The organism is Tenacibaculum sp. E3R01 (assembly GCF_003318185.1).
In the GTDB taxonomy this organism is placed as follows: Bacteria; Bacteroidota; Bacteroidia; order Flavobacteriales; family Flavobacteriaceae; genus Polaribacter; species Polaribacter halocynthiae.
The window spans coordinates 85545-112204 of the sequence record NZ_QOCC01000008.1 but is presented as its reverse complement, the minus strand read 5'-3'; the positions used below and the strand labels follow the sequence as shown (position 1 = coordinate 112204).

Below are 26660 nucleotides of genomic sequence, written 5' to 3'. Positions count from 1 at the left end.
TATGCAATTTAAACATCCTGAGATTCTATACTTTTTAGCACTTTTAATTATTCCAATTTTAGTGCATCTATTTCAATTACAAAAATTTGTAAAGGTTCCTTTTACTAATGTAGCCTTTTTACAAAAACTAGTTTTACAAACACGTAAAAGTTCACGCATTAAGAAATGGCTAATTTTAGCTACACGACTTTTATTATTATGTTGTATAATTTTAGCTTTTTCTCAACCATATTTTAGTAATAAAAAAGCTGATAAGCAAGAACACTTCTTTTTATATTTAGATAACTCACTTAGCACAAACACTGAAGGAAATAAGGGAGATTTATTAAAAGTTGCAATACAAGAGTTAATAGAAAATTTATCTGAGAAAGCAACATACTCATTACAAACTAACAATAACTTTCATCAAAATAAAACTGCTTCTGAACTAAAAGACATTTTATTAAAAATTGAAAACACATCTGAAGAGAAAACTTTAAAAGATGTTTTTTTGAAAATTTCTACTGAAAAAATAACACATAATTCGATTAACAAAAGTATTATAATTTCAGATTTTCAAAACTCATCAGAAGATGTTTTTAAGAATTTTAATGAAAGCACTTCTTATGTACAATTAACTCCTCAATTAAAGGAAAATCTTTCTATTGATAGTATATCTGTAAACGATACTAACTCTTCTAATTTTGAAATCAATATTTTAATACGTAACCAAGGAATCGCTAAAAACAATATTCCTATTGCTATATACAACAATAAAAAACTTATTAATAAGCAAACTTTTAATATTAAAGAAGATAGTATCCAAAAAGTAGTTTTTTCTATTCAAAAAACACCTGAGTTTTTAGGTAAGGTCCTATTAAATTTTAAAGATGCTTTTTCTTTTGATAATTCTTATTATTTTTCATTAGTTACCAACGAAAAAATTAACGTTCTATCTATTGGAGAACAAACATCTTTTCTAAATAAAATTTATACAAAAGATGAATTTAACTTTCTACAATCATCTATTAAGAATATAAACTATAATGCAATTCCAAAACAACAACTCATCATTTTAAATGAAATTGAAAATTTACCTGAAACTCTAATTACTAGCTTACTTGATTATTTAAACAAAGGAGGTGATTTAACTATAATTCCAAGTAAAAACATTTCTATTACATCTTATAATAAATTATTTAAAAAGTTAGGTATTGGTCGTATTCTAAAGAAAAATACCGATAGCTTAAAAATAACAAGTGTAAATTTTAAACATCCTATTTTTAAAAATGTTTTTGAAAAAAAAGTTAGTAATTTTCAATACCCTAATACTGTTAGTTCATATTCTTCTTTACTAAAAAACTCTAGTAACATATTATTTTTTGAAAATAATACTCCTTTTGTATCTCAAGTAAATTTACCAAAAGCTAGTGTTTTTTGGGTAGCTGCATCTTTACTAAGAAGCAATAGTAATTTTACAAACTCACCTTTAATTGTCCCACTTTTTTATAATATGGGAAAACAAAGTTTACAGCTATCTAAACTGTATTATATAGTTAATAAGAAAAATAACATTGATATTAATAAACAATTAGGAAAAGAGGTTGTGTTAGCCATTAATAATGAAAATAATTCATTTATTCCTTTACAACAAGTATATCAAAACAAAATTCGAATTACAACTAATAATCAACCTTTAAAAGCTGGTTTCAACTATATTTCCCAACAAAAGGACACCCTAAAAAGTATAGCTTTCAATTACAATAAAAAAGAAAGTTTACTAAATTATTTAACGCTAAAAAGTATAGTTGATTTACAAAATAATAATAATAATAATAATAGTAGTATATCAACATCTGTTAAAGATACCCTACGTAGTATTCATAAAAAAAATGAAGTTCAATGGCTTTGGAAATGGTTTTTAATACTTTCCATTGTATCTTTGCTTCTTGAAATTTTGATATTAAAATTCTTCAAACCATGACAACGCTGCTAAAATCGGCTACAATTATAGACACTTCAAGTCCGTTTAACAATCAAGTAAAAGATATTTTAATTACTAACGGAACAATTACTAAAATTGATAACAACATACCTAATCAAAAAGAATACAAAACCGTTAAACTAGATAACTTGCATGTTTCTACTGGGTGGTTTGATACAAGTGTTTCCTTGGGAGAACCAGGATATGAAGAGAGAGAAACCATTAAACATGGTTTAGAAGTAGCTGCAAAAAGTGGTTTTACTGAAATAGCCGTAAACCCAAATACCAACCCTGTTACTGAAAATAAAGCTTCAGTTGAATTTTTAATAAATAAGGCTACTAATTTTGCCACAAACCTATACCCTATTGGAACTTTAACACAACAAAGCAAGGGTATTGAAATGGCTGAACTATATGACATGCAACAATCGGGAGCTGTTGCATTTGGAGACTATAATAAGCCTATTAATAATGATAACTTATTAAAAATAGCATTATTGTATGCTCAAAATTTTAATGGTTTAGTTTTAAGTTTCCCAAAAAACAAAGCTATTGCTGGAGATGGTGTTGCCAATGAAGGTGTAAATAGCACCACCTTAGGTTTAAAAGGTATCCCTAGCCTTGCAGAAGAAATGCAAGTAGCTCGTGATTTATTTTTATTAGAGTACACTGGAGGTAAATTACACATCCCAACAATTACAACAGAGAAATCTGTAAAGCTAATCAAAGAGGCTAAAAAGAAAGGATTAGATGTAAGTTGTAGTGTTGCTGTTCATAATTTACTTTTAACTGATGATGAACTACATGGTTTTGATGGAAATAAAAAAGTGAATCCGCCTCTTAGAACCAAAAAAGATGTGAAAGCTTTAGTAAAAGGAGTAAGAGATGGAGTTATTGATATAATTACCACTGATCACAACCCTATAGATATAGAGCATAAAAAAGTAGAATTCTCTATTGCAAAGGATGGTACTATAGGTTTAGAGAGTGCTTTTGGAGCTCTAAACACAATTTTAGATTTAGAAACAATTACCAATTGCTTATCTAAAAACCCTAAAGAACGTTTTCAAATTAAATTGAATACCATTAAAGAAAACGAAAGAGCCAATTTATCTTTATTTACTCCAAATGGAGAATATACTTTTACAAAAAACAACATACTTTCTACTTCTAAGAATAGTGTTTTTTTGAATAAAAAATTAAGAGGTAAAATTTACGGTATTTTTAATAATAAGCAATTAATATTAAATTCATAAAAATGAGTAATCTAAGTATTATGGAAGAAGGAAAAACGAATGCAATCATAAGTCATTTTTGGATTATTGGTACATTAATAGCTTTAGTTTTAAATAATAATAAGAAAAATCCATTTGCCAGTTTTTATATTCGACAAATGATGGGAATTCATTTAGCTTCTATCATAAACGGATGGTTTGTGTATAAATTTCTTGGAGGTTTTACAGGCTGGTGCATTAACATTGTAATAATTGTTCTTTGGATCATTAGTTTTATAGGTGTTTTAAAGGGAGAAAAAAAAATAGTTCCTATTGTTGGAGAGTTTTTCCAAAACCAATTTAAATCAATATAATTAATGAGTTTACACTATATAGTTAGAGAGCCTAAAAACAAAGTTGACAACCCTCCTTTGTTGCTATTACTACATGGATATGGTAGTAATGAACAAGATTTATTTTCATTTGCTGAAGAATTACCTGATGAATTACTTATAGTTAGCGCTAGAGCTCCTCATGATATGGGGTTTGGTGGGTATGCATGGTATGCCATAAACCTTGATGCAAGTGGTGGTAAATTCTCTGATATACCTGAAGCTAAAGAATCAGTAACTAAAATAACTGATTTTATTGATGAAATAAAAGCTAAGTATACTACAAATCCAGATAAAACGTTTTTATTAGGATTTAGTCAAGGTGCTATTTTAAGTTATGCAGTAAGTTTAAATTCACCAAACAAAGTTCAACATGTAATTGCTTTAAGTGGTTATATAAATGATGAGTTATTACCTGATGAACTTAGCAACAACATACAAACAGACTACTATATATCACATGGAACTGTAGATCAAGTTTTACCTGTTGATTGGGCTAGAAAAGCACCTTTATTTTTAACAAAAAATAATTTAAAGAATGAGTATTCTGAATATCCAGTTGGACATGGAGTTGCTCCTCAAAACTTTTATAGTTTTAAAGAGTGGATCTTAAAAAGATTATAACCAAGTGTTAAAACATGACTAATGTCAGTTTTTACCCAGAAAAATACAATATTTTTGCATAAATTTTCTCAAAACGATGTTTGATATATTAAACCAAGATACACTGTACTTTTGGAGTGCACCTTTTTTTATTCTAATAATTTTAATAGAAATGTACTTTAGCTATAAAGCTAAAGCAAAAAATTATGAATTTAAAGATACTGCAACTAATGTATATTTTGCATTGGCTAATTTTAGCTTAGATCTTTTAATGAAAACCTTTTCGTTTTTAGTAATGGGATTATGCTTTAAGTATCGTTTTATAACCTGGGAAAACCCAACAGTTTATTGGCTTCTTGCTTTTATTGGGCAAGACTTTTTATACTACATTCATCATTATGTAGATCATCATTCTCGTTTTTTTTGGGCTGTACACGTAACTCATCATAATTCAGAGTTTTATAATATTTCAACAGGGTTTAGATCTCCAGTTTTTCAACCTTTATTTCGTTATATGTTCTTTTTACCTCTAGCTTTTGTAGGTATTGAGCCTTTACATATTATGTTTGCCTATGCAATGAATCAAAATTATGGAACTCTGTGTCACACTAATTTTATCAAAAGTAAATTAGGCTTATGGGGTTATATTTTTGTAACACCTTCTCATCATAGAGTTCATCATGCTTCTAATACAAAATACCTAGATAAGAATATGGGAATGGTATTAATTATTTGGGACAGAATGTTTGGTACTTTTAAAGCTGAGGAAAAAGAAACTGAATATGAAAAAATAAAATATGGATTAACATCAGAAATAAAAGATAAAGGTCCTATTAATATAGTTTTACACGAATGGAAAGAGATCTTCAAAGACTTTTTTGTTCGTAAGAAAAAACTACCTTTATCAACTCGTTTAAAATATGTTTTTATGCCTCCTGGATGGAGTCATGATGGTAGTACCAAAACAAGTAAAGAACTACAAAAAGATCTTTAGTTTTTAGAATACAGGGATTTCAAACGCTATCGCATATTTAAACCAATCAGAAGAGCTAAATAACTCTAACTTTTCTTTTATTCTTTTTCTATGGGTTGAAACTGTATTTGAGGCTATAAAAAGCATTTCAGAGATTTGTTTTGTTGAATTCCCTTTTATAACCAATTCAAAAACTTCTTTCTCTTTACAAGTTAATGATTTATATCGCTCTTCATTTTCTTTTCTAAACACTATTTCTTCTTCCTTTATTGGTGCTTCTATGCTATCGTTCATCTTTTTACTTTTTAATTACTACTACATTCATACACTAGAGATATTCCTCCCCAATTGTGCCAATACTTATAATTTACATCCCAAATCTCTGGAGAACGTAACTTATGATATACAGATAAAGTTGCTTTTCCTAAAGAGAAAGCAAGCCCTAAACTTGTATCTATAGTTAAAAAACCAGTTTTAGAATATGGCAACCTATAATTTGTTTCTCGAAATTGACCATGCAAGGAGGCATTATATATATTCAAATTCGTATTTAAATTCGCGTATAAGTAAACTTCTTTCTTTCTTTTCTTTAAAGTTACTCTGTTCTTTTTAGTTGATGCGCTACCAACAAAATTTGACATATCATCTGACCAACTCTCTTTATTGAAACAGCCAAATCTAAATCCTAAATTATAAGTAATACCAGTTATATAAAATAAGTTATAAGTATATCCATGATACATTTGAAATAATCGAGTATTAAAAGGAAGCAAATTCATTCTTTTCCTTGTATACAATATTGTAGGTTCTCCTCCATCAGATATTTGATTATGCCAACCTTCTGGTTCTACTGATCCCATTGCTCTATGAATTGCAGTTTGAAAATAATTAGCTATTCCTGAACCTAAAAGACCTACATATAAAGTTTTTGAATAATATTCCGTATTTTCTTTATTCAACCCATGTCTTTTAAGAGATAAAAAAAGCACGTTTGAATACGGTCTATCATTGTATTGAATTTCTTCTTTACTTATTATGTTTGGGGTAAATGCAACTACATCAAGAGAAAACTCAGAAGGAAGAAGATTATTTTCAGCTTTGGGAATTTTTAAAGTTTTAGAAAAAATAGAATTCCATTTTGAATTAAAATTAGAGAAATGGAATCCTAAAGTATAATTTCTATCTTTATTTAATCCTAATGGTTTTACAAAAAAGTCTTCATCTATAGCAAAACTAAACCCTGATGAATTAATTGATTTCTCTTTGTTTTGTGACTTTAATGTGAAAGAAACAACTATCAAAAATGCGAAACATAAATATATTTTTTTACACATAACTTACCTAATATTTTTAAATACATTAAATTACTTATTTATTTTAATACTTAAAAAAATAAGTATGTTTAAAGCTTATTCAACAACATTGTAAATATTAATACAAAACTAATTGATGTTTCAAATAAAAATATCATACTTTAGTATGGTGTTTTTAATAAAATTATGATCACTAAGCTACTAACTACTACTCTACTTTTTTTCTTTTTGTTTACTTTTTCTCAACAAAAAGATAGTATTTCTATTTATAACAAAATAGAAGTTGTTTCGTCAAAAAAAGAATTAACTATACATGAAGTAGTCTCTAATTTCAAGAATAATAATTTCCGTAAAGAAAAAATAAACCACATATATAAAAAACTAGGAAATAAAAATTGGTGGTTTAATATTCCTGTAAAAAAATCAAATGAAGATTATTACCTAACTCTTTCTTCTTCTTATATTTCTTATGGAAAGCTTTACTTAAATAATTCAAACTCAATTACAGCTTTACATCAAATTTCTTATTTTAAAGAGTTTCCTTATAAATTCTTTTTTTATAGACACCCAACATGGGTAATTTCTGCAAATTCTTTTAAGAATACTGAGGCAGTATTAAACATTAAAAATGGAGGCAGTAGAACTCGACTTGAATTCCATTTAGAAACTAAGAATCAATTTTTAAAAAGAACTCAATTAGAATACATTCAATTTGGTTTATTTCTGGCTTTCTTAACCTCAATGATTATAATTTTACTTTACTTTTCAATACTTAAAAAGGAATATAGTGTACTTTTTTACGCTGTTTACATTTTATGTATGATCATAGAGTTTCTTGCTGGCAAAGGTTTAGGTATTCAATTTATATGGTCAGACTATTCTTTTGTAACTAAAAACATAAGAAGTTTAAGCCAAACCATTGCTGTATTTTGCATGGGATATTTCTACATGATGTTTTATACTTTTTCAAAAAGAGAAGTTCTTTCTAAAAACATTTTTAAATGGGGAACCTATCTTACAATTCCACTTATCATACTTTACATATACAAATATTTTGCAGGAGGTATGATGAACCTATACATATATGTTTGGGTTATTTTAAAAATAATAATACTTATATGGTTTATTAATCACATATATCTCGTTAGAAAAAAAAGAATTCCAAGTTATTTAATCTTTGCCTTTGCTTTACCTATTATTAGTCTTATACTATCACAAGGTATTAACCCAAAAAATACTGATAGCAATTGGTGGATTTATGGAACTGCCAACATTTTTTATATAGCCTTGGTAATTGAAATTTTGTGTTTTACTAGATATATTTTTAGTTCAGTTATTAAATCTCAAAAAAAATACACACAATTAAAAAAAATTAGTGATGAGTTAAAATATAACTTTCAAAATAAAACTATTGAAATTCAACAAAATGAACGTAATAAATTATTAAGTAATGTGCATGATAGTTTTGGTGGGTATTTAGAAGCTTTAAAACTGCGTTTACTTCAAAAATCTGAGAATACTCCTGAAAAAGTTCAAGAAATTTTAGATTCCTTTTATAATGAATATCGCTATCTCTTGAATAGCTTATACTCTCCAAAAATTAATTCAGAAAATTTTATAGACAATTTAATTGAGTTTTGTGATAAAATAAATAAAGTATCTAATAATGTTATAAAACCCCATTTCTCATTTAAAAACACAGAAATTTCACAACACAAATGTGTACATTTATATAGAATTTTATCAGAATTAATTACAAATGCTATTAAGTATTCAAAAGCAACTGAAATACATGTTAGCCTGTATCAAAAAAATAATATTATATTAGAAGTAATAGATAACGGTATTGGTTTTAATATTAATAATGAAAAATTAAACTCTTATGGTTTAAAAAATATAAAAGCTAGAATAGAAGAAATGAAAGGTACTTTAGAAATTAATTCTACTAAAAATCACGGAAGTTCTTTTGTTATTAAAATACCCAAAAATGAAGAAAATTAATATTGTTATTGCTGATGATAATCGTTTTTTTTGTGAAGCTTTAAAAGACAGTATAGAACTAGATAATGAATTTAATGTAAAAGCGACATTTTATTCCATTGAAAATCTTATAAATTACACAAATACAAGTGTTTTAGATGTTTTAATTTTAGATGTAAACTTTAATGGATCTAGCTCTTTAAACTATATTGATAAGATAAGGTTAAACAGAGATGATTTTAAAATTATCTTATTAACTACACTAAACAACAATTTAACCAAACAAGAAGCAACTGAAAAAGGGATTGACCAATTTGTTGGCAAAGATTCAGATTTAAGAAATTTTAAACCTATAATTTTACAAACACTAACAAACAATAGTTTTAATAAATTAAAAAAGAATACTTCAAAAATTATTATTGGTAATACTTCTTTTACCAAACGAAAAATTGAGGTATTGAGGGCTTTATATGATCATTCGAATAAGAATGAAAAAGAGCTTTCAAAAATTTTATATATTTCTGAAAACTCTTTAAAATCTCATAAACGAGAACTATTTGAAATTACAAATACAAATAATACTCCTGAACTTATACGTTATGGAATCAAAAATGGATTAATTTTACCCTAATCTTGTAAAATTTGATTCGTATGATCTTTTGTTTTTACTTTTAAAATAACATCTTCGATAATTCCTTTTTCATCAATAATAAAAGTAGTTCTATGAATTCCATCATATTCTTTCCCCATAAACTTTTTTGGTCCCCAAACACCAAAAGCATTAATTACTTCTTTTTCTTCATCAACTAACAACGGAAATGGTAGTTCATGCTTATTAATCCAGTTTTGTTGACGCTTAGCACTATCTGCACTTACTCCTAAAATAACATATCCCTTAGCAATAAAATTTTCATAATTATCACGTAAATTACATGCTTCTGCTGTACAACCTGGCGTACTTGCCTTTGGATAAAAAAACAATACTAGTTTTTTACCTGCATAATCTGCTAACTTTATTACATTCCCTTTTTCATCTTTTGATTCAAAATTTGGAGCAGCGTCTCCTTTCTTTATTGTAGTCATATTATTATTTCATTTTTAAAGTATGCAAGTTACAAAGTCTAAAAATAAAACCCTAAAATGAAGCAAGTATATTATTTAAACACTTTGTACCTTTGGTTACTTTAATTTAATAGTTACTATAAAATGAATAAAGCAGAAAAAGTACAGTTTGTTATTGACACTTTAGAAGAATTATATCCTGAAACGCCAATTCCATTAGATCATAAAGATCCTTATACTTTATTAATAGCCGTATTAATGTCTGCTCAAAGTACTGATGCTAGAGTGAATACTATTACTCCCTTGCTTTTTGAAAAAGCAGATAATCCATATGATATGGTAAAACTAACTATTGATCAAATTAGAGACATCATAAAACCTGTAGGATTGTCTCCTATGAAATCAAAAGGAATACATGGTTTATCTGAAATTTTAATTAACAAACACAACGGTAAGGTTCCTATAAGTTTTGAAGACCTTGAAGAGTTGCCTGCTGTTGGCCATAAAACTGCAAGTGTTGTAATGGCTCAAGCATTTAATATTCCTGCTTTTCCTGTTGATACTCATATTCATCGTCTAATGTACAGATGGAATTTAACTAATGGAAAAAATGTAGCGCAAACCGAAAAAGATGCAAAAAGATTATTCCCAAAAGAGTTATGGAATAAATTACACCTACAAATTATTTACTATGGTAGAGAATATTCACCTGCAAGAGGGTGGAAAGTAGAAAATGACATTATTACAAAAACTATAGGAAGAAAATCTGTTTTAAAATAAAAATTTTTATTAACAAAAAATTAACATTTAAACTAAACTTGTCTCATTTTAAACAACTTACTAACAAATAGTTAAGACAACAGCTCTTTGTCATTAACTTTTACAATATTTACGAAACATTTAATTAAATTTTAACACAAATGAAACGTATTTATTTAAAAACAGCAGGTGTACTTCTAGCGCTTGCAACACTAAACTCATGTAACAATGATGGAAATGTAAACGATCCTAATTTAACAGAGGATGACGAAATTTCTATAGAAGTAATTAACAAATTAAAAGAAGTCAATTTAAATGTTGACTATATTAAAACCGTCACATTCAAATCACTTGACGGAAAAACAGAAAAGCTATATGAAGTTGAAGGAGATGTAACAATTTCTCATGAAGAATTAATGAAAATTGGAACACAACAATCAAAATCTAGTACAAGCTCAAAAAGGCAGTATCGAACATACAACTTAGTAAGTTCTCCTTCAACAATTAAAGTTGTTGGTTACACTGGTGGAGTTAATGCTTTAAGTTCTACTGCAAGAACTGGACTACAGTATGCTGTAAACAATTTCAACAACTTAAATTCAAGCATTAACATGCAATTAGTATTTAGTACTCAATTTTCAAGTAGCGATATTGTAGTTTATCGTACAACAGATACAAATGATGTTCCTGCAGATGGAATTAGAGGTAGAGCAAATTTCCCACAAAACAACGGATTGCCAGGACATTGGGTAAGAATTAATCAAGGAGCTAATAACTCAAATGACACACAAATAATAGAAGGTTTAATGACACATGAAATTGGTCATGCCATAGGTTTAAGACATACAGATTGGAATACAAGACAATCATGTCGCCAATCTGGGGAATCTGCAGGCTCAGCTGGTGCTGTATATATTCCAGGTACAGCAGGAGCAAGTAATGATAGTAACTCTATTATGAATGCTTGTTTTCCTTCTCATGTTCAAGGGGAATTAAGTAATTATGACAAAATCGCTTTAGAGTATATTTATTAAAAAGAGTCTTTTAACAAATCTAATTTAAAAAGGAACCATTAAAATGGTTCCTTTTTTTCATAAACATAAAATTATCAATTAATTTAATAAAGACAAAACAACAGACATATAATCTTTATATAAATTGGGTTACTTCTATGCTTAATTTATTAACTGAATAACTTAGCATATAAAAAAAGCTCAATCATTTAAGATTGAGCTTTTTCCACTCTTAATTCAAATTCAATTCAATGAGATGGTTTGATTTAGTCTTAACTACTTTTAACGATTTGGAAAAGTCAATCAAAAATTGAATTGTTTCTTTTTTAGGTTTCATTTTAGAGTCCGAAGACTTATTTGAGTAAATTTGCGTCATGTATTATTATACTTTTATCGTTTGTTTTCAAATACTTAACGTCTTCTTTTTTACTTTATTGTTTAATTTATTAAAATAATATTATTTTTTTCAACTATCTTCCTTAAGTTAATTAATGCATATCTCATTCTTCCTAGTGCAGTGTTAATACTTACTCCTGTATTTTCTGATATTTCATTAAAACTCATATCGTTATATATACGCATTACCAAAACCTCTTTTTGCTCTTCTGGTAATTCTTCTATTAATACTTTTACATCATCTAAAATCTGTTCTTTTATTATTTTATTTTCAATATTTAAAGAACCATCACTAATAATAGAAAAAATATCAAACTCATCAGAATTATTAAATTTTGGCATCCTATTGCTTTTTCTAAAAAAGTCAATAACTAAGTTATGCGCTATACGCATAACCCATGGCAAAAACTTACCTTCTTCATTATAATTACCTTTTTTTAAAGTTTTTATAACTTTAATAAAAGTATCCTGAAAAATATCTTCTGTCGAGTCTCTGTTTTGAATTTTACTATATATAAAACTATATAATCTTTGTTGGTGACGTTTAATCAATATTTCAATAGCATGCTCATTTCCATTAATATATTCTTTAACTAAAGTGCTATCTACAACTACATATTTGTCCATACGATTACTTTTATAAAAGAAATATGAATATTTCTTTTTGGTTAAGGGGTGTTAACTATTTTTAAAAGTAATTCTGCTGTATAGGCTTTAAATATTGATTAATAATGAGTTACAAATATTAAATTTTTTATGTAGAAATACAAATATTATTTGATATTTTATTTAATTTCTTGTAATTATTTGAATAAACTACTCATATTTATCTCTTTATTTTTCTTTTTCTTAATCATTGTATTTAACTAAAATGTTACTTAAATTTATAGTTTACTTTGTAACATATTATAAAAAACAAAACAGTATGATCAACTCAGGCATTAATGAAATTGATAATCTCATTTACCCTCCAGGCACTTGTATACCAGATACAAGTATCAAAACTCCACTTTCTTCTGGTGAAATAACTTTTGATAATAAATTTAATCAACCTTTACCTTCATTAGTTGAAGCTGAGTTTAATGGAAATGCAATAACTGTTAAGGCTCTTATTTTTGTAGAATCACAAATTCCTCTTGAAGTTGTAAAAATTAAACAACTTTTTTCTATCAGCAACTTTGGTAATTGTAAATTACAATTCTTTATTTACTGTTCTGAAGAAGTAATAAAAAAATTAAATGATGATAAAGAAAGTAATAAGGGTAGATATAAAGCTTATAAAATAGACTTTAGTACTGAAGAAACTAAGAACTTCCCAAAAGGAATTTCTTTAGAAAACATTAAAGTAGTGCAAACTTTTGTTTGGAATATTGATCCTGAAACATCTAGAGGAACAGAAACAGTAGTAAAAACTAGTAACACCTAATACTTTTTAATATCCCCAAAAATGTATCTAAAAAAAACGTTAGTACTACTTTCGTTTCTTTGTTACTATACGATAGTTTCACAAGAATCATCAATAAAAAATCATTCTTATTTTTTCAAAAAAATTGATAGCTTAAATTCAACATCTTCTCTATTAAAGGGTACTAGTATTTTTTTTAAACACAAACAATGGGATTCTGTTATTGTAAGCTCTTCAAAAGCATTTATTAATTCTACTTCCTTACAAAACTCTAATTACTTTAGATACATGAGAGGACATAGTTTTATGAAAAAAAATCTTTTTAAAGAAGCTCAAAAAGAACTTAAAAAAGTAACACCTCAGTTCTTTTTTTATGACAAGGTATTGTATGCCTTAAGCGGTATTTATCTAGAACAAAAAAACTTTCAAAAAGCACTTTCTTATTTAAAAAAGATTGAAAGTAAAGAGTTTTCTATAATTAATGAACTATATCGTCCCTCCATTATAAATGATATTGGAGTTTGCTATATACACCTCAAAGATTATAAAAATGCCGAAGTATATGTATCTAAATTTTTAAATGACGTACGTAAAAAAAACAACCCTCAAGAAATTATTGAAGCATATACAAATACTGCTAATTTATATTATGCTCAATATAAAGACGATTTGGCAATTCCTTATTTTGAGAAAGCCTATTTGCTTTCAAAAACAACAACTAACTATGAAATAAAACGAAAAACTGCAAAAAATATGGCAGTTGTAGAAGAGAACCGAAAAGATATTATTAAAGCTTTAGTTTACAGAAAAGAATATGACAAATGGAAAGATTCATTAAATAACCAAGATAGAATATGGAAAACTGCTCAATTTGAAAAAAAATTAGCTGTAAATCAGAAACAAAAAGAAATAAATTTCTTAACCTCAGAAAATAAAATTAAAGCCCTTCAAAGAAACGGTTTTATACTTACTTCTATTTTATTATTACTCATTTTATTCGGAGGGATTTACTTTTATATACAACAAAAAAAATCTCATAAAATAATCGCTTCTCAAAAAGAAGAACTAAACGCTTTAAATAATACTAAAGACAAACTTTTTTCTATTGTTAGTCATGATTTACGATCATCAGTTAATCTTTTACAAAAAAGTAACTCAAAACTTTTGCATGAAATACAAAATAGAAACTACAGTGTTTTAGATACTATCGTTACTAAAAATGCAGCTATCGCTAATAGCTCTTATAATTTATTAGAAAACTTGTTAAATTGGGCTACTATACAAACAAAACAATTGTATTTCAATATAGAATCAATCGATTTATTTTCTGTTACACAACAAGTTGCTTTCAATTACCAACCTTTATTTGATAATAAAAACATTACATTTAATAATAAAACACCTCCTGGGTCTTTTATTTTAGCTGATTTAGATTCTTTAAAAATTATCATTCGAAATTTATTAGACAATGCTATTAAATTTAGTGAATTAAATGCCAAAATCTCTATTTACTCGTATTCAGAAAATCAAGATTTCGAAAACTTAGTAATTGAAGATACAGGTGAGGGTATAAGTAAAGAAATTATAACTGAATTATTAAAAGACACTTCGTTACTCAGTAAAAAGAAAAACAAAGAAGAGATTGGTACTGGTTTAGGGTTACAATTATGTAAAACACTTATACTAAAAAATAATGGGCTTTTTAAAATAGAAAGTACTTTAAATAAAGGCACTAAAATGATTATCTCTTTCCCAAAATCTGTTTAAACATGGAGAATATAAATATTTTAATTATTGAAGATGATGTAGAAGTTTCTTCTGAACTTAAAAGTACTCTGGAGAAGAACGGGTATACAGTTTCTGGTATTGCCGAAAATTACCAAAAAGCACTTACGCTATTTTACAAACTCCCTGTAGATTTAGTTATAATTGATATATTTTTAGGAGAAAATCCTGAAGGAATAACCTTTGCAGAAACTATTTCTACCGTTCCAAATGCCTTAAAACCTTTTATATTTTTAACAGGATCAAAAGATCGACAAATTTTTGAACGTGCTAAACTAACTAAACCTTATCGTTTTTTATTAAAGCCTTTTAATGAGCTAGAAGTTTTATATGCTATTGAAATGGCTATTGAAAAGTTTTACGAGCAAACTAATGTATTTGCAAGCACAAACCAAGATACAGTAGTTACTAAAGACTATTTATTTATAAAAAAAAGAAGTGCTTTAAAAAAGGTGATACTATCTTCTATAATATATATTGAAGTAGATAATAGGTATTGCTCCATAATCACGGAATTTGAAAAATTTGTGATTCAAATTTCGTTAGCTAAAATACTAAAGCATATAAATACAATTGCATTTCAACAAATACATCGTAAATACATCGTAAACATAAACTCTATAGAGCAAATAGTTACTGCTGACAATTTACTGCTTCTTAAAAACAATCATAAGGTTATGTTTAGTGCTAAGTATAAAGACTTAATTTACAACTTCTCTATTTTGAAATAGTTTCCTTACACTTTTTCTTTTTTTAGTATAAGAGGCATTTTTACATGCCTCTTTTTTGATGGTTCACAACACTGAAAAATCTATTCACAACATCTCTTCAAAATCTCTATTGCTTAAAATCTAATTTTAGATCAGAAATTAAAACTAGCGCTATTTCTAATTTTCTATTTATTCAAATGTAGAGTTCAGAAACTACTATAAAAAACGAGGCGAAATCTGAAAAGCCTTATGAGTAGGAAACTAAAAATCTAAAATTATGTCTAATTTCAGTTGTCATTTTCATGTAACAAACAATACCTCTAAGCCTTTAATTTTTTCGAGTGACAGTATCGTCGATGGGAACTGGCACAATATCAAACTTGACCCTCCCTCTACCATTGAACCAGGAACAACTTATCGATTCGACCTCAACGATGTTGGCGGTACCTCAAAAGGTGCAGAAGGTACAGCCTATTTTGAAACTATTTCAAATGGTAAAAAGATAAAAATAGGGTTTTATATGACCTGTCCTTTAATCGGTAAAAATAAAGCGGAGGCGAGTTTATCTCCCGAAGACGCGCCTATTATAGTTGGCGCAAAAGTTGAAGACAGAAGCGGTCATCCTGCGAATGGTTATTTTACAGTTAATGGATAAGTTTTGTTTGAGATGTATTCAAAAACAATCTAATAAATTCTCTTAGAGTCTAGAAACTATTATACAAAACGAGGCGAAATCTGAAAAGCCTTATAATTAAAAAATTTAAAAAATAAAATTATGAGTCATCTAGTAAAAATTAAAACTGTAAAATTAAAATTATCAAATAAAAATGGAGACGAATTAGGTTACGTTAAAAATAATGGTACTGGTAGTAAATCTACTATGCAAATTGTAACAAACGAAAAAGAAGCTTCTGTTTTTGAAGTAATGACCTACGATAAACATACTAAATCCATAGAAGATCCTTGTTATTATAAATTAAAAGACCATTCTAAATACTATTTGGACATGCACTTAAGCCCAAGAGATCTTACAAGGCAATTATTATTTGCTGACAAACCTAATCTTACAGTATCAGCTTCAACTGTTGCTGCTTGGACATTAAACAACTACTTGCAAACAAGAGTTGGAGGCTTTTATTTAGGCAAAATTAATGACCATCCTAACCTAGTTGCTGTACAAAGTCAAAGTTCAGCATTAAAAGTAAGTGCTATTTATGTGTAAAATAAAAAACTAAGTTATTTAGCTAACACCTAAAAAACTTGTGACTAAACTAAATAAAAATTAAAAAACTAAAATTATGTGTACAAGAATATTTAACAATTTCAATAAAGAAAACAATTATTTAACAACTGCTAGAAATATGGATTGGGCTACTCAAATGCCTACTACAATTTTTGCATTCAAAGTAAATAATGAAGAAGAAATAATTAAAAGTGGAACGTCTCCTCAAAATGAAAATTCACTAATATGGACTGCTAAATATAATAGTATTGTTACTATGGTTGGTACTAAAGCTCCTTTTGGTGCTTCTGACGGTATAAACTCAGCTGGGTTAGTAGCCAATCTTTTATACGATAGTAATGCTAAATATGCTCGAAAAGACGGAAGCTCATGTAAAAACCTAGACGTGTTACGTTGGGTACAATTTGTTTTAGATACTTGTTGTTCTGTAAAAGAAGTAGTAGCTGCATTTAGTGAAAGTGCTCAAACACAAATTCAACTAATTGGAGGAATAGTTCCTGGTTCTGATAAACTTGCAGCTTTACACCTTGCTGTTTCAGATAAATTCGGTGACTCAGCAATTATAGAAGTTCATAAGGGCAAATATTTTATATATAACAACCCTGAATTTAGAGTAATGACCAACGAACCTTCATATGCTAAACAAATTGAATTAAATCAATTTTGGCGTTGGCAATGGAGTGATAAAAACTTCTTTCCAAGTAACACACTTCCTGGTGGACCATTTCCTTCAGATAGATTTGCAAGAGCATCATATTATTTAAATCATTTATACGAAACAAAGAATATTCCAGACTCTTTAACACAATCTAAATCTGTGGTTATGAATGCATCAGTTCCTGTTAATTTCAAATCTAATAATCCTCAATTTCCAAATATTGCGCAAACATTATGGTCTACAGTTGCTTGTCATAACAACCTCAAATATTATTTCTATAACACTAGAACAATGGGAGAAATTTATGTAGACTTAAATCAACTTGAAAAATTCCCAAGTACCGTTTCAAAGCTTGTTGTTGTTTCTGAGGATGATCACCAATTTATAAACCATGAATTATTTGGAAATCAAAATGAAAATTTTATAAAAACTCTTGATCCTTTTGCTTCAGAATTAATTCTAGCCTAATACATTATATATATTACTAAGAAAATTTAATCTATTTTTTATTCATTAAAAACAGTTTAATAAATGGAAAATAATAAATTCGTAACAACTGTTAATAATATAGTAATTGCCTGTTCTATATTAATACTTTATAGAACAGGTTTTTATATCATTACTAAATTCTTCTCTAACCATCTCTCATACTTTTCATCCTATCATTTAAACACAAAAACATATCACTTAAAGAACCTTATTAAATTCTTAACATAATAGTAATTACTTTTAAATAAGCACACTTAAACAAAATACCAATAAATAATAACGATTATTTATGCTCATCTATTATTTAAGAAATAGATAAAATTTAAATTAATTTATAAAACTATGTCAAAACTAATCAGCTATTACAATAATGGATCAATTCCTTTAGAACATGCAGTTAACCTTCCTTACACTGATATTATTTTATCTTTCTTGTATACTTCTAAAAGCAATCCGCTATCCTTGCAATTAGCAGGTGGTATTGCTGCTTCTACTTCCCCACCTGAATTAACACAAACAACAAAAAATGCAATTGCAAAGCTAAAAGCAAATGGACAAAAAGTTCTTATTTCCTTTGGGGGTGGAGAAATGTCTTCTGTTGCTTATAGTAAGATAGCTGGGCATGAAAAAGAATTAGCAATATCAATTGCTGAGTTTATAAAAAATAATAATCTTGATGGAATTGATATCGATTTTGAAGACACTGCTTCTTTTACGGGAAATGCTAATTATGACGGTGTTGCCTTTTTAGTTAACTTAACTCAAGCATTACGATCAGAATTACCAAGTTCCCAATATTTAATTACTCACGCACCACAACCTCCTTATTTAGAAATTGGAAGTGGTATGGACGGTTACGTAAAAATAATGCAACAAGTAGGAAACTCTATTGATTGGTTAAATGTTCAATTTTACAATAATCCTCCATGGAGCTCTAACCCAAACCAAATTGTAACTTCATATTGGCAATTTTCAAAACTTGCAGGTTTAAGCCCCGAAAAAATAATGATTGGTTTACCTGTAACACCTAGAGATGCAGGTTCTGGATATATGCCTATAGATGAAATTATTACAGAAGTTATAGAACCGATTCAACAAAATGGTATTCTGGGTGGGATGATGAATTGGCAATTCTCAAGTGATAAAGATGGAGTTTGGGCCGAAAGAATAGGTCAAGCCCTTAAAATTAAAACACCTATCGCTTAATTTTATTTTTTTAAAAAATTACTCGACACCAATCTTAACCTGTTCTATAACTTAAAATATAGAACAGGTTTTTTCATGGCACATATTCCATTATAGAATACTAATTAACTTATGGTTAGTTCTCTTTAAGGAAAAACCCCTATGCAAAATAACCAATTCCCTTGTACAACTTTCAGGGGAAGCAAGTATTGTAAACCCGTGTATTACACTTTAACTTTGGTTACATAGATTGTAAAGCTACTCTCTTAGAAAATGATCAATAGCGCTATAAATCATTTTCAAAACTAACCTAAAAGTAGAGTTCAGAAACTACTATAACAAACGAGGTACTATCCCCGAAACCTTACCAATGGGAATAAATTATTAAACTTAAACATCATGAGTACAGAAATCCAAGAATTACCTAAAGTTGAAAGTATCAATAATCAATCTTTACTTGCTGAACAATATGTAAAAGTTGATCAAATATGGAAAACAGCTATTTCAAATATTAAATTGACTGGGGTTAAAAGCTTAAAATGTCATGTTGAACGACCAGACTCAGGATCTTCTACTGGAGGTTATTTAATGTTATATTTAAACGAAATCACTCCTAATGTAGAACCAATTATAAGACAATTTCATAGTGGTAAAGGAGACTTTAATGCTGAAATTGCTAGCGATGCAATAGATTTTACAAAAAACAATTATGTTTTAGCTTATGCTCCTCATTATAGTGATAATGTAAAAATTGTTGTAACATCTGCTAAAATTTTCTTTGGATCACCAATAGATTTAAGATTGTCAGCTTGTACTCACATTTCTCACGAAATAAAATCTGTAACTTCTTTTTATAAATTTGACTCCAATCCTCTTGGTTTTGGATATTATAATTCATGGATGATTATTCGTGAAGGATCAACTTTTGGAGAAGGAAGACAAGTTGGTATTGCTCAACTTGACCGTAACGATCCAGCTCAAGGAATAAAAGTTGTATCAACTATTGAGTTTTTAAAACGTGGACAAACATATAATGTTTCTACAACTATCTACTCTACTGTTAGACCAGTTGCTGGGTATACTTTTACCATTACTAAGTAGTTCTATATTCAATATTAAAACTTTAAACTTCCTTTACCTTTGTTTGTAAAGGAAGTTTTTATCTTCAAAAAGATAAACTCTTTTAGGTATTACTTATTTTCTTATTCAAGAAAGCCGTATTTTTATCGCTTATTTTTTAGCCTAAAATGAAAAGAGATCTTTCTACTATAAATCCAAAGGAAAATATCATAATAAAAGGAGCTAAACTCCATAATTTAAAAGATATAGATGTTGTAATTCCTCGTAACAAACTAGTGGTAATTACTGGACTTTCTGGATCTGGTAAATCATCTTTAGCTTTTGATACTTTATATGCCGAAGGCCAAAGACGATATGTAGAAAGCTTATCATCCTATGCGCGCCAGTTTTTAGGTAAACTTCATAAACCTAAAGTAGATTATATTAAAGGAATTTCTCCTGCTATTGCTATTGAACAAAAAGTAAACTCTACCAATCCAAGATCAACAGTAGGAACCTCAACAGAGATTTACGATTATATTAAACTACTATATGCTCGTATTGGTAAAACATTTTCTCCTGTTTCTGGCAAAGAAGTAAAAAAACATACAGTTACTGATGTTTTAAATTTTATAAAAAAGTTTGAAGAACGTAGTAAATTACTTTTACTAGCTCCTATAACCATAAGTAAAGACCGTAAAATAGAAACTGTTTTACAAGTACTAATGCAACAAGGATATGCTCGTTTAAAATATAATAACGAAGTGTATCGAATTGATGATTTTCCGATTAAAACCTTTAAAGGAAATGAATTTTTCTTAGTTATTGATAGGGTTGTTGTAAAACACGAAGAAGATTTTTACAATCGGTTAGCTGATGCAATTCAAACTGCTTTTTTTGAAGGAAAAGGAATCTGTTTTGTTGACGACATGTCTACCAATGAAACAACGTCTTTTAGTAATAAATTTGAATTAGATGGAATCACCTTTTTAGAGCCTAACACTCATTTTTTTAGCTTTAATAATCCGTATGGAGCATGTCCAACCTGTGAAGGTTATGGAAACGTTATAGGAATTGATGAAGAACTAGTTATTCCTAATACTGGTTTATCTATATACGAAGATGCCATTTTCGCTTTTAAAACCGATAGTTATAAAAAATATAAAGAGGCTTTAATATTAAATGCAGCTGATTTTAATATACCTATTCATAAACCTTGGTTTGAACTTACTGATGAACAAAAGGAGTTAGTGTGGAATGGAACCTCAAAATTTAACGGTATACACCACTTATTTAGAACCTTAGAAGAAAAAAGTTATAAAATTCAAAATAGAGTTATGTTATCTCGTTACAGAGGTAAAACAACTTGTACCGAATGTAACGGAAAACGATTACGTAAAGAAACAAACTATGTAAAAGTATATAATAAGACCATTTCAGAATTAGTTTCTTTACCTTTAGATGAACTTGCAAGTTTTTTTAGCACTATAAAACTTAATAAGTACGAAGAAAAAATTGGGAAGCGCTTACTTACTGAAATCAATAACAGACTTCAATTTTTACAAGATGTTGGATTAAACTATCTAACTTTAAATAGAACATCAAATACTCTTTCAGGAGGAGAAAGCCAACGAATTAACCTGGCTACCTCTTTAGGAAGTAGTTTAGTTGGGTCCATGTATATTTTAGATGAACCTAGTATTGGATTACATCCCAAAGACACCGAACGACTTATTAAAGTACTAAAAAATCTACGTGACTTAGGAAATACTGTTATTGTTGTTGAGCATGATGAAGATATCATGAAGGAGGCCGATTATATAATTGATATTGGTCCGGAAGCTGGTACCTTTGGAGGTAATGTAGTTGCTGAAGGCACCTACAAAGAGCTTTTAAACTCCGAATCATTAACTGCTCAATATTTATCTGAAAAGTTAACTATAGAAATACCTAAAAAGCGAAGAGTATCAAAAAATACTATAGACATTATTGGAGCTAGGGAAAACAACTTGAAAAATGTTGATGTTTCTTTCCCTTTAAATAATCTTACTGTAATTACAGGAGTATCAGGAAGTGGTAAAAGTACTTTAGTAAAAAAAATACTATATCCTGCTATGCAAAAAAAATTAATAGGATATGGTGATAAACTAGGGCAACATACTGAGGTTAAAGGAAGTTTTGAAACATTAAAACATATTGAATTTATTGATCAGAATCCTATTGGTCGATCGTCTCGATCAAACCCTGTTACCTACATAAAAGCATATGACGATATTCGTAAACTATTATCTTCACAAAAACTTTCAAAAATTAGAAACTATCAACCTAAACACTTCTCTTTTAATGTAGAAGGTGGTCGTTGTGAAGTTTGTAAAGGTGAAGGTGAAGTTACCATTGAAATGCAATTTATGGCTGATGTTCACCTACAGTGTGAAGCATGTAATGGTAAACGATTTAAAAAAGAGGTTTTAGAAGTTGCTTTTGAAGGAAAAAACATTGATGATATTTTAAACCTAACAATTGATGATGCCGTATCTTTTTTTACAGAATTTAACCAACCAAAAATAGCAAGAAAACTAAAACCTTTACAAGATGTTGGTTTAGGATATGTACAATTAGGTCAATCATCTTCAACACTTTCTGGTGGTGAAGCACAGCGTATAAAACTGGCTTCATTTTTAGTAAAAGGAACCACAAAAGATAAAGCATTATTTATTTTTGATGAACCTACGACTGGTTTACATTTTCATGATATTAAAAAACTCTTAAACTCATTTAATGCCTTGATTGAAAGAGGTCATTCTATTATTGTAATTGAACATAATATTGAATTAATAAAATGCGCAGATTACATAATTGACCTTGGTTTAGAAGGTGGAAAAAATGGCGGTAATTTAATTTTTTCTGGCACCCCTGAAGAACTAGTTAAAAACAAAAAATCATATACTTCAAAATACCTTAAAGAGAAAATAATTTAATATTAAAAAGTGGAGTTTAATTAGCTCCACTTTTTTCTTTTTATTACAACTAACAAACAAAAGTACCTCCACAACCATCACTGGTAACTGTAAAAGTAACAATTCCGGTAAATGGTCCTGCATCAATTTGTACTGTGTATACTTCACACGGATTTAAAACCCAATTTGTATTACCATTGTGAGTAACTGTACTAGAATCGACTAAAGTACCTGATGAATTAAAAATTTGATAAGGTTTTGTAACTCCTGTTGCCATTGCTCCTGTGCCTAAATAATAAAACTTAACTTTAAAACCATAGCCACATGGAGTAACAGAATGTACTCCTATTGTAGGAAATTTATACTTCTTCTTAGTCGCACTTCTTTCTCCAGAAGGTTTTTCATTACTTTCTATAGAGTTTGGCAAAGTTGTATCATCATCTTGAGAACAGGAAACAAAAAATACTGATACTAAAAAAGCATAAAGAATGCAACTTAGAAACTTACTCTTTTGATTATTGAAATTTTTAAACATAATTAATAGTTATTAAAGGTTACTACTTTATAAGTATTAAAAGGTTAAAAAAATTACCCATTCTTAAAAATTAAAAAGAATTCAATTTCGCTAAAAAATTAAAAACCTGTTTAACTTTTAAAGGCTAAACAGGTTTACGTAACAAAAACTAACAAAATTCAATAAGATACTTATTGAAAACTTTTATCTCCCTTATTAGGGTTGTACACATAATTAAATGTGTAATACTGTGATGATGTATGTGAAGGTTTTTTATCTTTATAGTAACTTGAAATCTCTACTTTTGCATAGTGTCCATTATGAGTTTTAACTACCAATACCTTTCCTGGTGCTGGATTAATTGAATGGTTTGTTGGGTCGTAGGTATACCAACCATTACCACTACCTGTTAATAACACTAATGCATCTTTTTTATCTTGCTTAAACTCACTATCGGTTGGAGCCTCTTTTATTGATGTAAACGTACCAGTTTTTAAAACTAAAGCTGCACTGTGAACTCTATCTATATCTTCTAAAAGCGCTCCTTTCTCTCCTCCGTTTATAATAATTTCTGTGGCTCTAAAAGCAATATCCCAATTATCACCAGTTACTTGTTTTCCTTCAGAAAAACTAAATTTTGTAAAAGGTCCTGTATAGTTACCTCTCCCCTTTCCAGGCGCATGTAAATTTTCAATACTTTTACTTTCAACCGACTTCACTAATGGTTCATTAGTTTCATTATTACTACAAGATGTAATTAAAAAAGCGATAATTAATCCTCCCAAAATTGTTCTTAAATGTTTCATTCTATAATCCTATTTTTAATATTAAAAGTTAAATTGTATTCTTCCATAATATGTTCTACCTAACTGTAAATAACTTTCATTAGGTATTACATTTCCATTACTATCTGTATAATTAAACAGTTCTTTATTTTCAATTCCTGTAGAATTAAACAAATTATCTACTCCCACTTGTAAATTCATAAAACCAAGGAATTCCTTTGTAACTGCTGTATTAATTTGTGTGTTTGCTACAACAAAATTGTCAAAATCGTCTATTAATAAATTTCCATTTGTATCAAAAGGCGCATATTTACTTCTATAAACACCTCTAATATTCATAGAGAAATTGTGTTCAAAATTTTCATAAAAAAGTTTTGCATTTAACATATGCTTTGATCTATTGACCAACCCGAAATATGACGAAGCATTTAACTGTTGAGATACACCATTTTCATCTCTATAAAAAACGCCTTCTTTTATTCTATTTAACTCCTCTTTATTACCAGTATCTAAAAATTGATATCCAGTAAAAAATTGAAAGTTTTTATTTATTTTATAATTTACATCTACCTCTATTCCTTGGGTAAATACTTTATTAATGTTTCTGTAAGAAAATGTTCTTGTTCCTCTTGGAAGTCCTACTGTTAATGCTGAAATTTCTGTATCAAAAGTGTCAATTAAATCCTTTATATCATTTCTAAATGCATTTACATTAATCTTTAAATCATTATTTAGGTTAAACTGAAAACCAATATTATACCCTATTGATGTTTCAGGTTTTAATTGCTTTTCTATTGAGCTAACTCCTGCTACTCCTTGAAAAAGGTTATGAATTGTATGGGTACCTAATACTATATAACCATTTGATACATTTCTAAAATCAAAAAATAATTGCCTAAAATCGGGTACTTTAAATCCAAAACCTGCAGATCCTTTTAACGTTATCATATCATTTAACTGATAACTAGCTGATAACTTTGGGCTAAAAGCTGATTGGTAACTATTACTTCCTTCATAACGAGCTCCAACAATAACATTAACATCATTAATAGGGTTAAAATCATACTGTGCAAAACCATACCAAGCTTTATATTGCTTCGCTCCATTTATAGACGACCTATCTAATTCATCAAAATTACCTCCTACACCAGCTATTATTGTACCTGAGTTTCCTACTATGTATTTTGACCTAATTTCTGGTCTAAATAAACTTCTATTAAAAAGTGTTGTAACATTATTTAATGTACTTTCCGTTTTAAACCTTGTAGCATAAAAAGTATAATCAATATCCCATTTATCAGTTAAGAAATGATTCAATTTAACATTTGCATTCCAATCAATTTGATTATTAGTTACTGAGTTTATATATTGATTTTGATTATAATATCTTTGTGAAAAATCTAACTTTAATTTTTCTGACACATCGTATAAAACTTGTGCATTTAGTGTATAATTTTGATGTGGATATACAGTTTTTGATGCCGTTAAAGGAGTTAAATCAAATCCTTTACTCGAATTCAAGTTTACGCCTGCGATAACACCAAACTTACCTTCTCTATAAACTATGTCTCCGTTAATATCAAGCTCATTTTTAGCCCCACCTCTTGTATATAGATGGTATTTACCTTTTAGCTGATCTCTATTTGGCTTTTCAGTTATAATATTTATAACTCCACCCATTGCTTCTGAACCATATAAAGATGAAGAAGGACCTTTTACAATTTCAATTTGTTTAATGTTATTTACAGTAATTCTGTTTAAATCAATATTACCAGCTGTTCTTCCTACTACAGGTACACCATCAATTAATATCAAAGTATAATCTGCAGCAATACCCTGAAGTTGCACTCCTTCTGAGCTTCCTACATCTTTCACTAAAGTTATTCCTGTTTGTTCCAACAAAATATCTTTTAATCGTACTGATCCAGATTTCTCAATTTGTTTTTTCGAAACTAAAGTTACTGGCATTGGTATAGAAGACAATTGCCTAACCGTTCTTGTAGCCGTTATAATAACCTCATCTAATTTGTTAACCTTTAAAGAATCTTTTACTTGTTCGTTTTCTTGAGAAAAAGCAGAAGAAGTAACAACTAACAAACCAAAAAACAATTTTCTATTTAGAAACATTCTTAATAATTTTCTGCAAATATATATTCTTATTTTAAATCAATCTAAATAAATTTTATATTTTTGCCTAAAATT

General features: G+C 28.2%; 25 protein-coding genes. 18 read left to right on the top strand and 7 right to left on the bottom strand.

Annotated elements, in window-relative coordinates; all coding sequences use genetic code 11:
• Window position 1: 1 nt before the first annotated feature.
• The 5 genes from DS884_RS01390 to DS884_RS01370 all read left to right on the top strand — a co-directional run bounded on the left by DS884_RS01390 (window position 2) and on the right by DS884_RS01370 (window position 5166).
• Window positions 2-1963 carry a BatA domain-containing protein gene (locus DS884_RS01390; RefSeq protein WP_113785494.1) on the top strand — a complete coding sequence of 654 codons (1962 nt, stop codon included), beginning with the start codon at window positions 2-4 and terminating at the stop codon, window positions 1961-1963.
• The gene (locus DS884_RS01385) at window positions 1960-3219 is read left to right on the top strand and encodes a dihydroorotase (protein WP_113785493.1); all 1260 of its coding nucleotides are present in this window, start codon (window positions 1960-1962) and stop codon (window positions 3217-3219) included. Before DS884_RS01390 ends, DS884_RS01385 begins: the two co-directional genes overlap by 4 nt.
• A 2-nt stretch (window positions 3220-3221) precedes the next feature.
• The gene (locus DS884_RS01380) at window positions 3222-3551 is read left to right on the top strand and encodes a hypothetical protein (RefSeq protein ID WP_113785492.1); all 330 of its coding nucleotides are present in this window, start codon (window positions 3222-3224) and stop codon (window positions 3549-3551) included.
• A gap of 3 nt (window positions 3552-3554) precedes the next feature.
• Window positions 3555-4193 (top strand): alpha/beta hydrolase, encoded by a 639-nt coding sequence (locus DS884_RS01375; protein ID WP_113785491.1) that lies wholly within the window; start codon window positions 3555-3557, stop codon window positions 4191-4193.
• Between the two features lie 76 nt (window positions 4194-4269).
• Window positions 4270-5166: a sterol desaturase family protein gene (locus DS884_RS01370; RefSeq protein ID WP_113785490.1), complete on the top strand. Its 897-nt coding sequence runs from the start codon at window positions 4270-4272 to the stop codon at window positions 5164-5166.
• A gap of 3 nt (window positions 5167-5169) precedes the next feature.
• Here DS884_RS01370 and DS884_RS01365 read toward each other — a convergent pair whose 3' ends face one another.
• Both DS884_RS01365 and DS884_RS01360 read right to left on the bottom strand, forming a co-directional pair.
• Window positions 5170-5439: a response regulator transcription factor gene (locus DS884_RS01365; protein WP_093871860.1), complete on the bottom strand. Its 270-nt coding sequence runs from the start codon at window positions 5437-5439 to the stop codon at window positions 5170-5172.
• An 11-nt stretch (window positions 5440-5450) separates the two neighbouring features.
• Window positions 5451-6479 (bottom strand): lipid A-modifier LpxR family protein, encoded by a 1029-nt coding sequence (locus DS884_RS01360; RefSeq protein WP_113785489.1) that lies wholly within the window; start codon window positions 6477-6479, stop codon window positions 5451-5453.
• A 165-nt stretch (window positions 6480-6644) separates the two neighbouring features.
• Between DS884_RS01360 and DS884_RS01355 the strand changes: the two genes are divergently transcribed.
• Complete coding sequence (locus DS884_RS01355; RefSeq protein ID WP_113785488.1) at window positions 6645-8459, top strand: ATP-binding protein; 1815 nt, start codon at window positions 6645-6647, stop codon at window positions 8457-8459.
• Window positions 8446-9069, top strand: coding sequence for a response regulator transcription factor (locus tag DS884_RS01350; RefSeq protein WP_113785487.1), 624 nt, complete (start codon window positions 8446-8448; stop codon window positions 9067-9069). The genes DS884_RS01355 and DS884_RS01350 overlap by 14 nt, the downstream gene beginning before the upstream one ends.
• Here DS884_RS01350 and bcp read toward each other — a convergent pair.
• Window positions 9066-9521, bottom strand: a complete 456-nt coding sequence (gene bcp, locus DS884_RS01345) for a thioredoxin-dependent thiol peroxidase (RefSeq protein WP_113785486.1) — start codon at window positions 9519-9521, stop codon at window positions 9066-9068. The genes DS884_RS01350 and bcp overlap by 4 nt on opposite strands.
• 123 nt (window positions 9522-9644) lie before the next feature.
• Between bcp and DS884_RS01340 the strand changes: the two genes are divergently transcribed.
• Together DS884_RS01340 and DS884_RS01335 are read left to right on the top strand one after the other, a co-directional pair.
• The gene (locus DS884_RS01340) at window positions 9645-10280 is read left to right on the top strand and encodes an endonuclease III domain-containing protein (protein WP_093871865.1); all 636 of its coding nucleotides are present in this window, start codon (window positions 9645-9647) and stop codon (window positions 10278-10280) included.
• A gap of 140 nt (window positions 10281-10420) precedes the next feature.
• Window positions 10421-11293 (top strand): M57 family metalloprotease, encoded by an 873-nt coding sequence (locus DS884_RS01335; protein ID WP_093871866.1) that lies wholly within the window; start codon window positions 10421-10423, stop codon window positions 11291-11293.
• Between the two features lie 417 nt (window positions 11294-11710).
• Here the strand turns inward: DS884_RS01335 and DS884_RS01330 are convergent, their stop codons facing one another.
• The gene (locus tag DS884_RS01330) at window positions 11711-12295 is read right to left on the bottom strand and encodes an RNA polymerase sigma factor (protein ID WP_093871867.1); all 585 of its coding nucleotides are present in this window, start codon (window positions 12293-12295) and stop codon (window positions 11711-11713) included.
• 298 nt (window positions 12296-12593) lie between these two features.
• Between DS884_RS01330 and DS884_RS01325 the strand changes: the two genes are divergently transcribed.
• The 9 genes from DS884_RS01325 (at window position 12594) to uvrA (ending at window position 23180) form a co-directional block, all read left to right on the top strand.
• Window positions 12594-13094: a hypothetical protein gene (locus DS884_RS01325; protein ID WP_147239349.1), complete on the top strand. Its 501-nt coding sequence runs from the start codon at window positions 12594-12596 to the stop codon at window positions 13092-13094.
• A gap of 21 nt (window positions 13095-13115) precedes the next feature.
• Complete coding sequence (locus DS884_RS01320; protein WP_233487088.1) at window positions 13116-14840, top strand: tetratricopeptide repeat-containing sensor histidine kinase; 1725 nt, start codon at window positions 13116-13118, stop codon at window positions 14838-14840.
• A 2-nt stretch (window positions 14841-14842) separates the two neighbouring features.
• Window positions 14843-15589, top strand: a complete 747-nt coding sequence (locus tag DS884_RS01315; RefSeq protein WP_113785484.1) for a LytR/AlgR family response regulator transcription factor — start codon at window positions 14843-14845, stop codon at window positions 15587-15589.
• Window positions 15590-15845: 256 nt separating this feature from the next.
• Window positions 15846-16223: a hypothetical protein gene (locus tag DS884_RS01310; RefSeq protein WP_113785483.1), complete on the top strand. Its 378-nt coding sequence runs from the start codon at window positions 15846-15848 to the stop codon at window positions 16221-16223.
• A gap of 120 nt (window positions 16224-16343) precedes the next feature.
• Window positions 16344-16790, top strand: a complete 447-nt coding sequence (locus tag DS884_RS01305; protein WP_113785482.1) for a hypothetical protein — start codon at window positions 16344-16346, stop codon at window positions 16788-16790.
• Between the two features lie 76 nt (window positions 16791-16866).
• The gene (locus tag DS884_RS01300; protein ID WP_113785481.1) at window positions 16867-17937 is read left to right on the top strand and encodes a linear amide C-N hydrolase; all 1071 of its coding nucleotides are present in this window, start codon (window positions 16867-16869) and stop codon (window positions 17935-17937) included.
• 363 nt (window positions 17938-18300) lie between these two features.
• The gene (locus DS884_RS01295) at window positions 18301-19164 is read left to right on the top strand and encodes a glycosyl hydrolase family 18 protein (RefSeq protein ID WP_113785480.1); all 864 of its coding nucleotides are present in this window, start codon (window positions 18301-18303) and stop codon (window positions 19162-19164) included.
• A 378-nt stretch (window positions 19165-19542) separates the two neighbouring features.
• Window positions 19543-20244: a hypothetical protein gene (locus DS884_RS01290; RefSeq protein WP_093871872.1), complete on the top strand. Its 702-nt coding sequence runs from the start codon at window positions 19543-19545 to the stop codon at window positions 20242-20244.
• 146 nt (window positions 20245-20390) lie between these two features.
• On the top strand, window positions 20391-23180 hold the full coding sequence (uvrA, locus tag DS884_RS01285) for an excinuclease ABC subunit UvrA (RefSeq protein ID WP_113785479.1): 2790 nt from the start codon (window positions 20391-20393) through the stop codon (window positions 23178-23180).
• Between the two features lie 49 nt (window positions 23181-23229).
• Here the strand turns inward: uvrA and DS884_RS01280 are convergent, their stop codons facing one another.
• The 3 genes from DS884_RS01280 to DS884_RS01270 form a co-directional block, all read right to left on the bottom strand.
• Window positions 23230-23694 carry a hypothetical protein gene (locus DS884_RS01280; protein WP_113785478.1) on the bottom strand — a complete coding sequence of 155 codons (465 nt, stop codon included), beginning with the start codon at window positions 23692-23694 and terminating at the stop codon, window positions 23230-23232.
• A gap of 170 nt (window positions 23695-23864) precedes the next feature.
• Complete coding sequence (locus DS884_RS01275; protein WP_113785477.1) at window positions 23865-24479, bottom strand: HmuY family protein; 615 nt, start codon at window positions 24477-24479, stop codon at window positions 23865-23867.
• Between the two features lie 21 nt (window positions 24480-24500).
• Entirely contained in the window at window positions 24501-26585 is a 2085-nt protein-coding gene (locus DS884_RS01270) for a TonB-dependent receptor plug domain-containing protein (protein ID WP_113785476.1), read from the bottom strand.
• Between the last annotated feature and the right edge of the window lie 75 nt (window positions 26586-26660).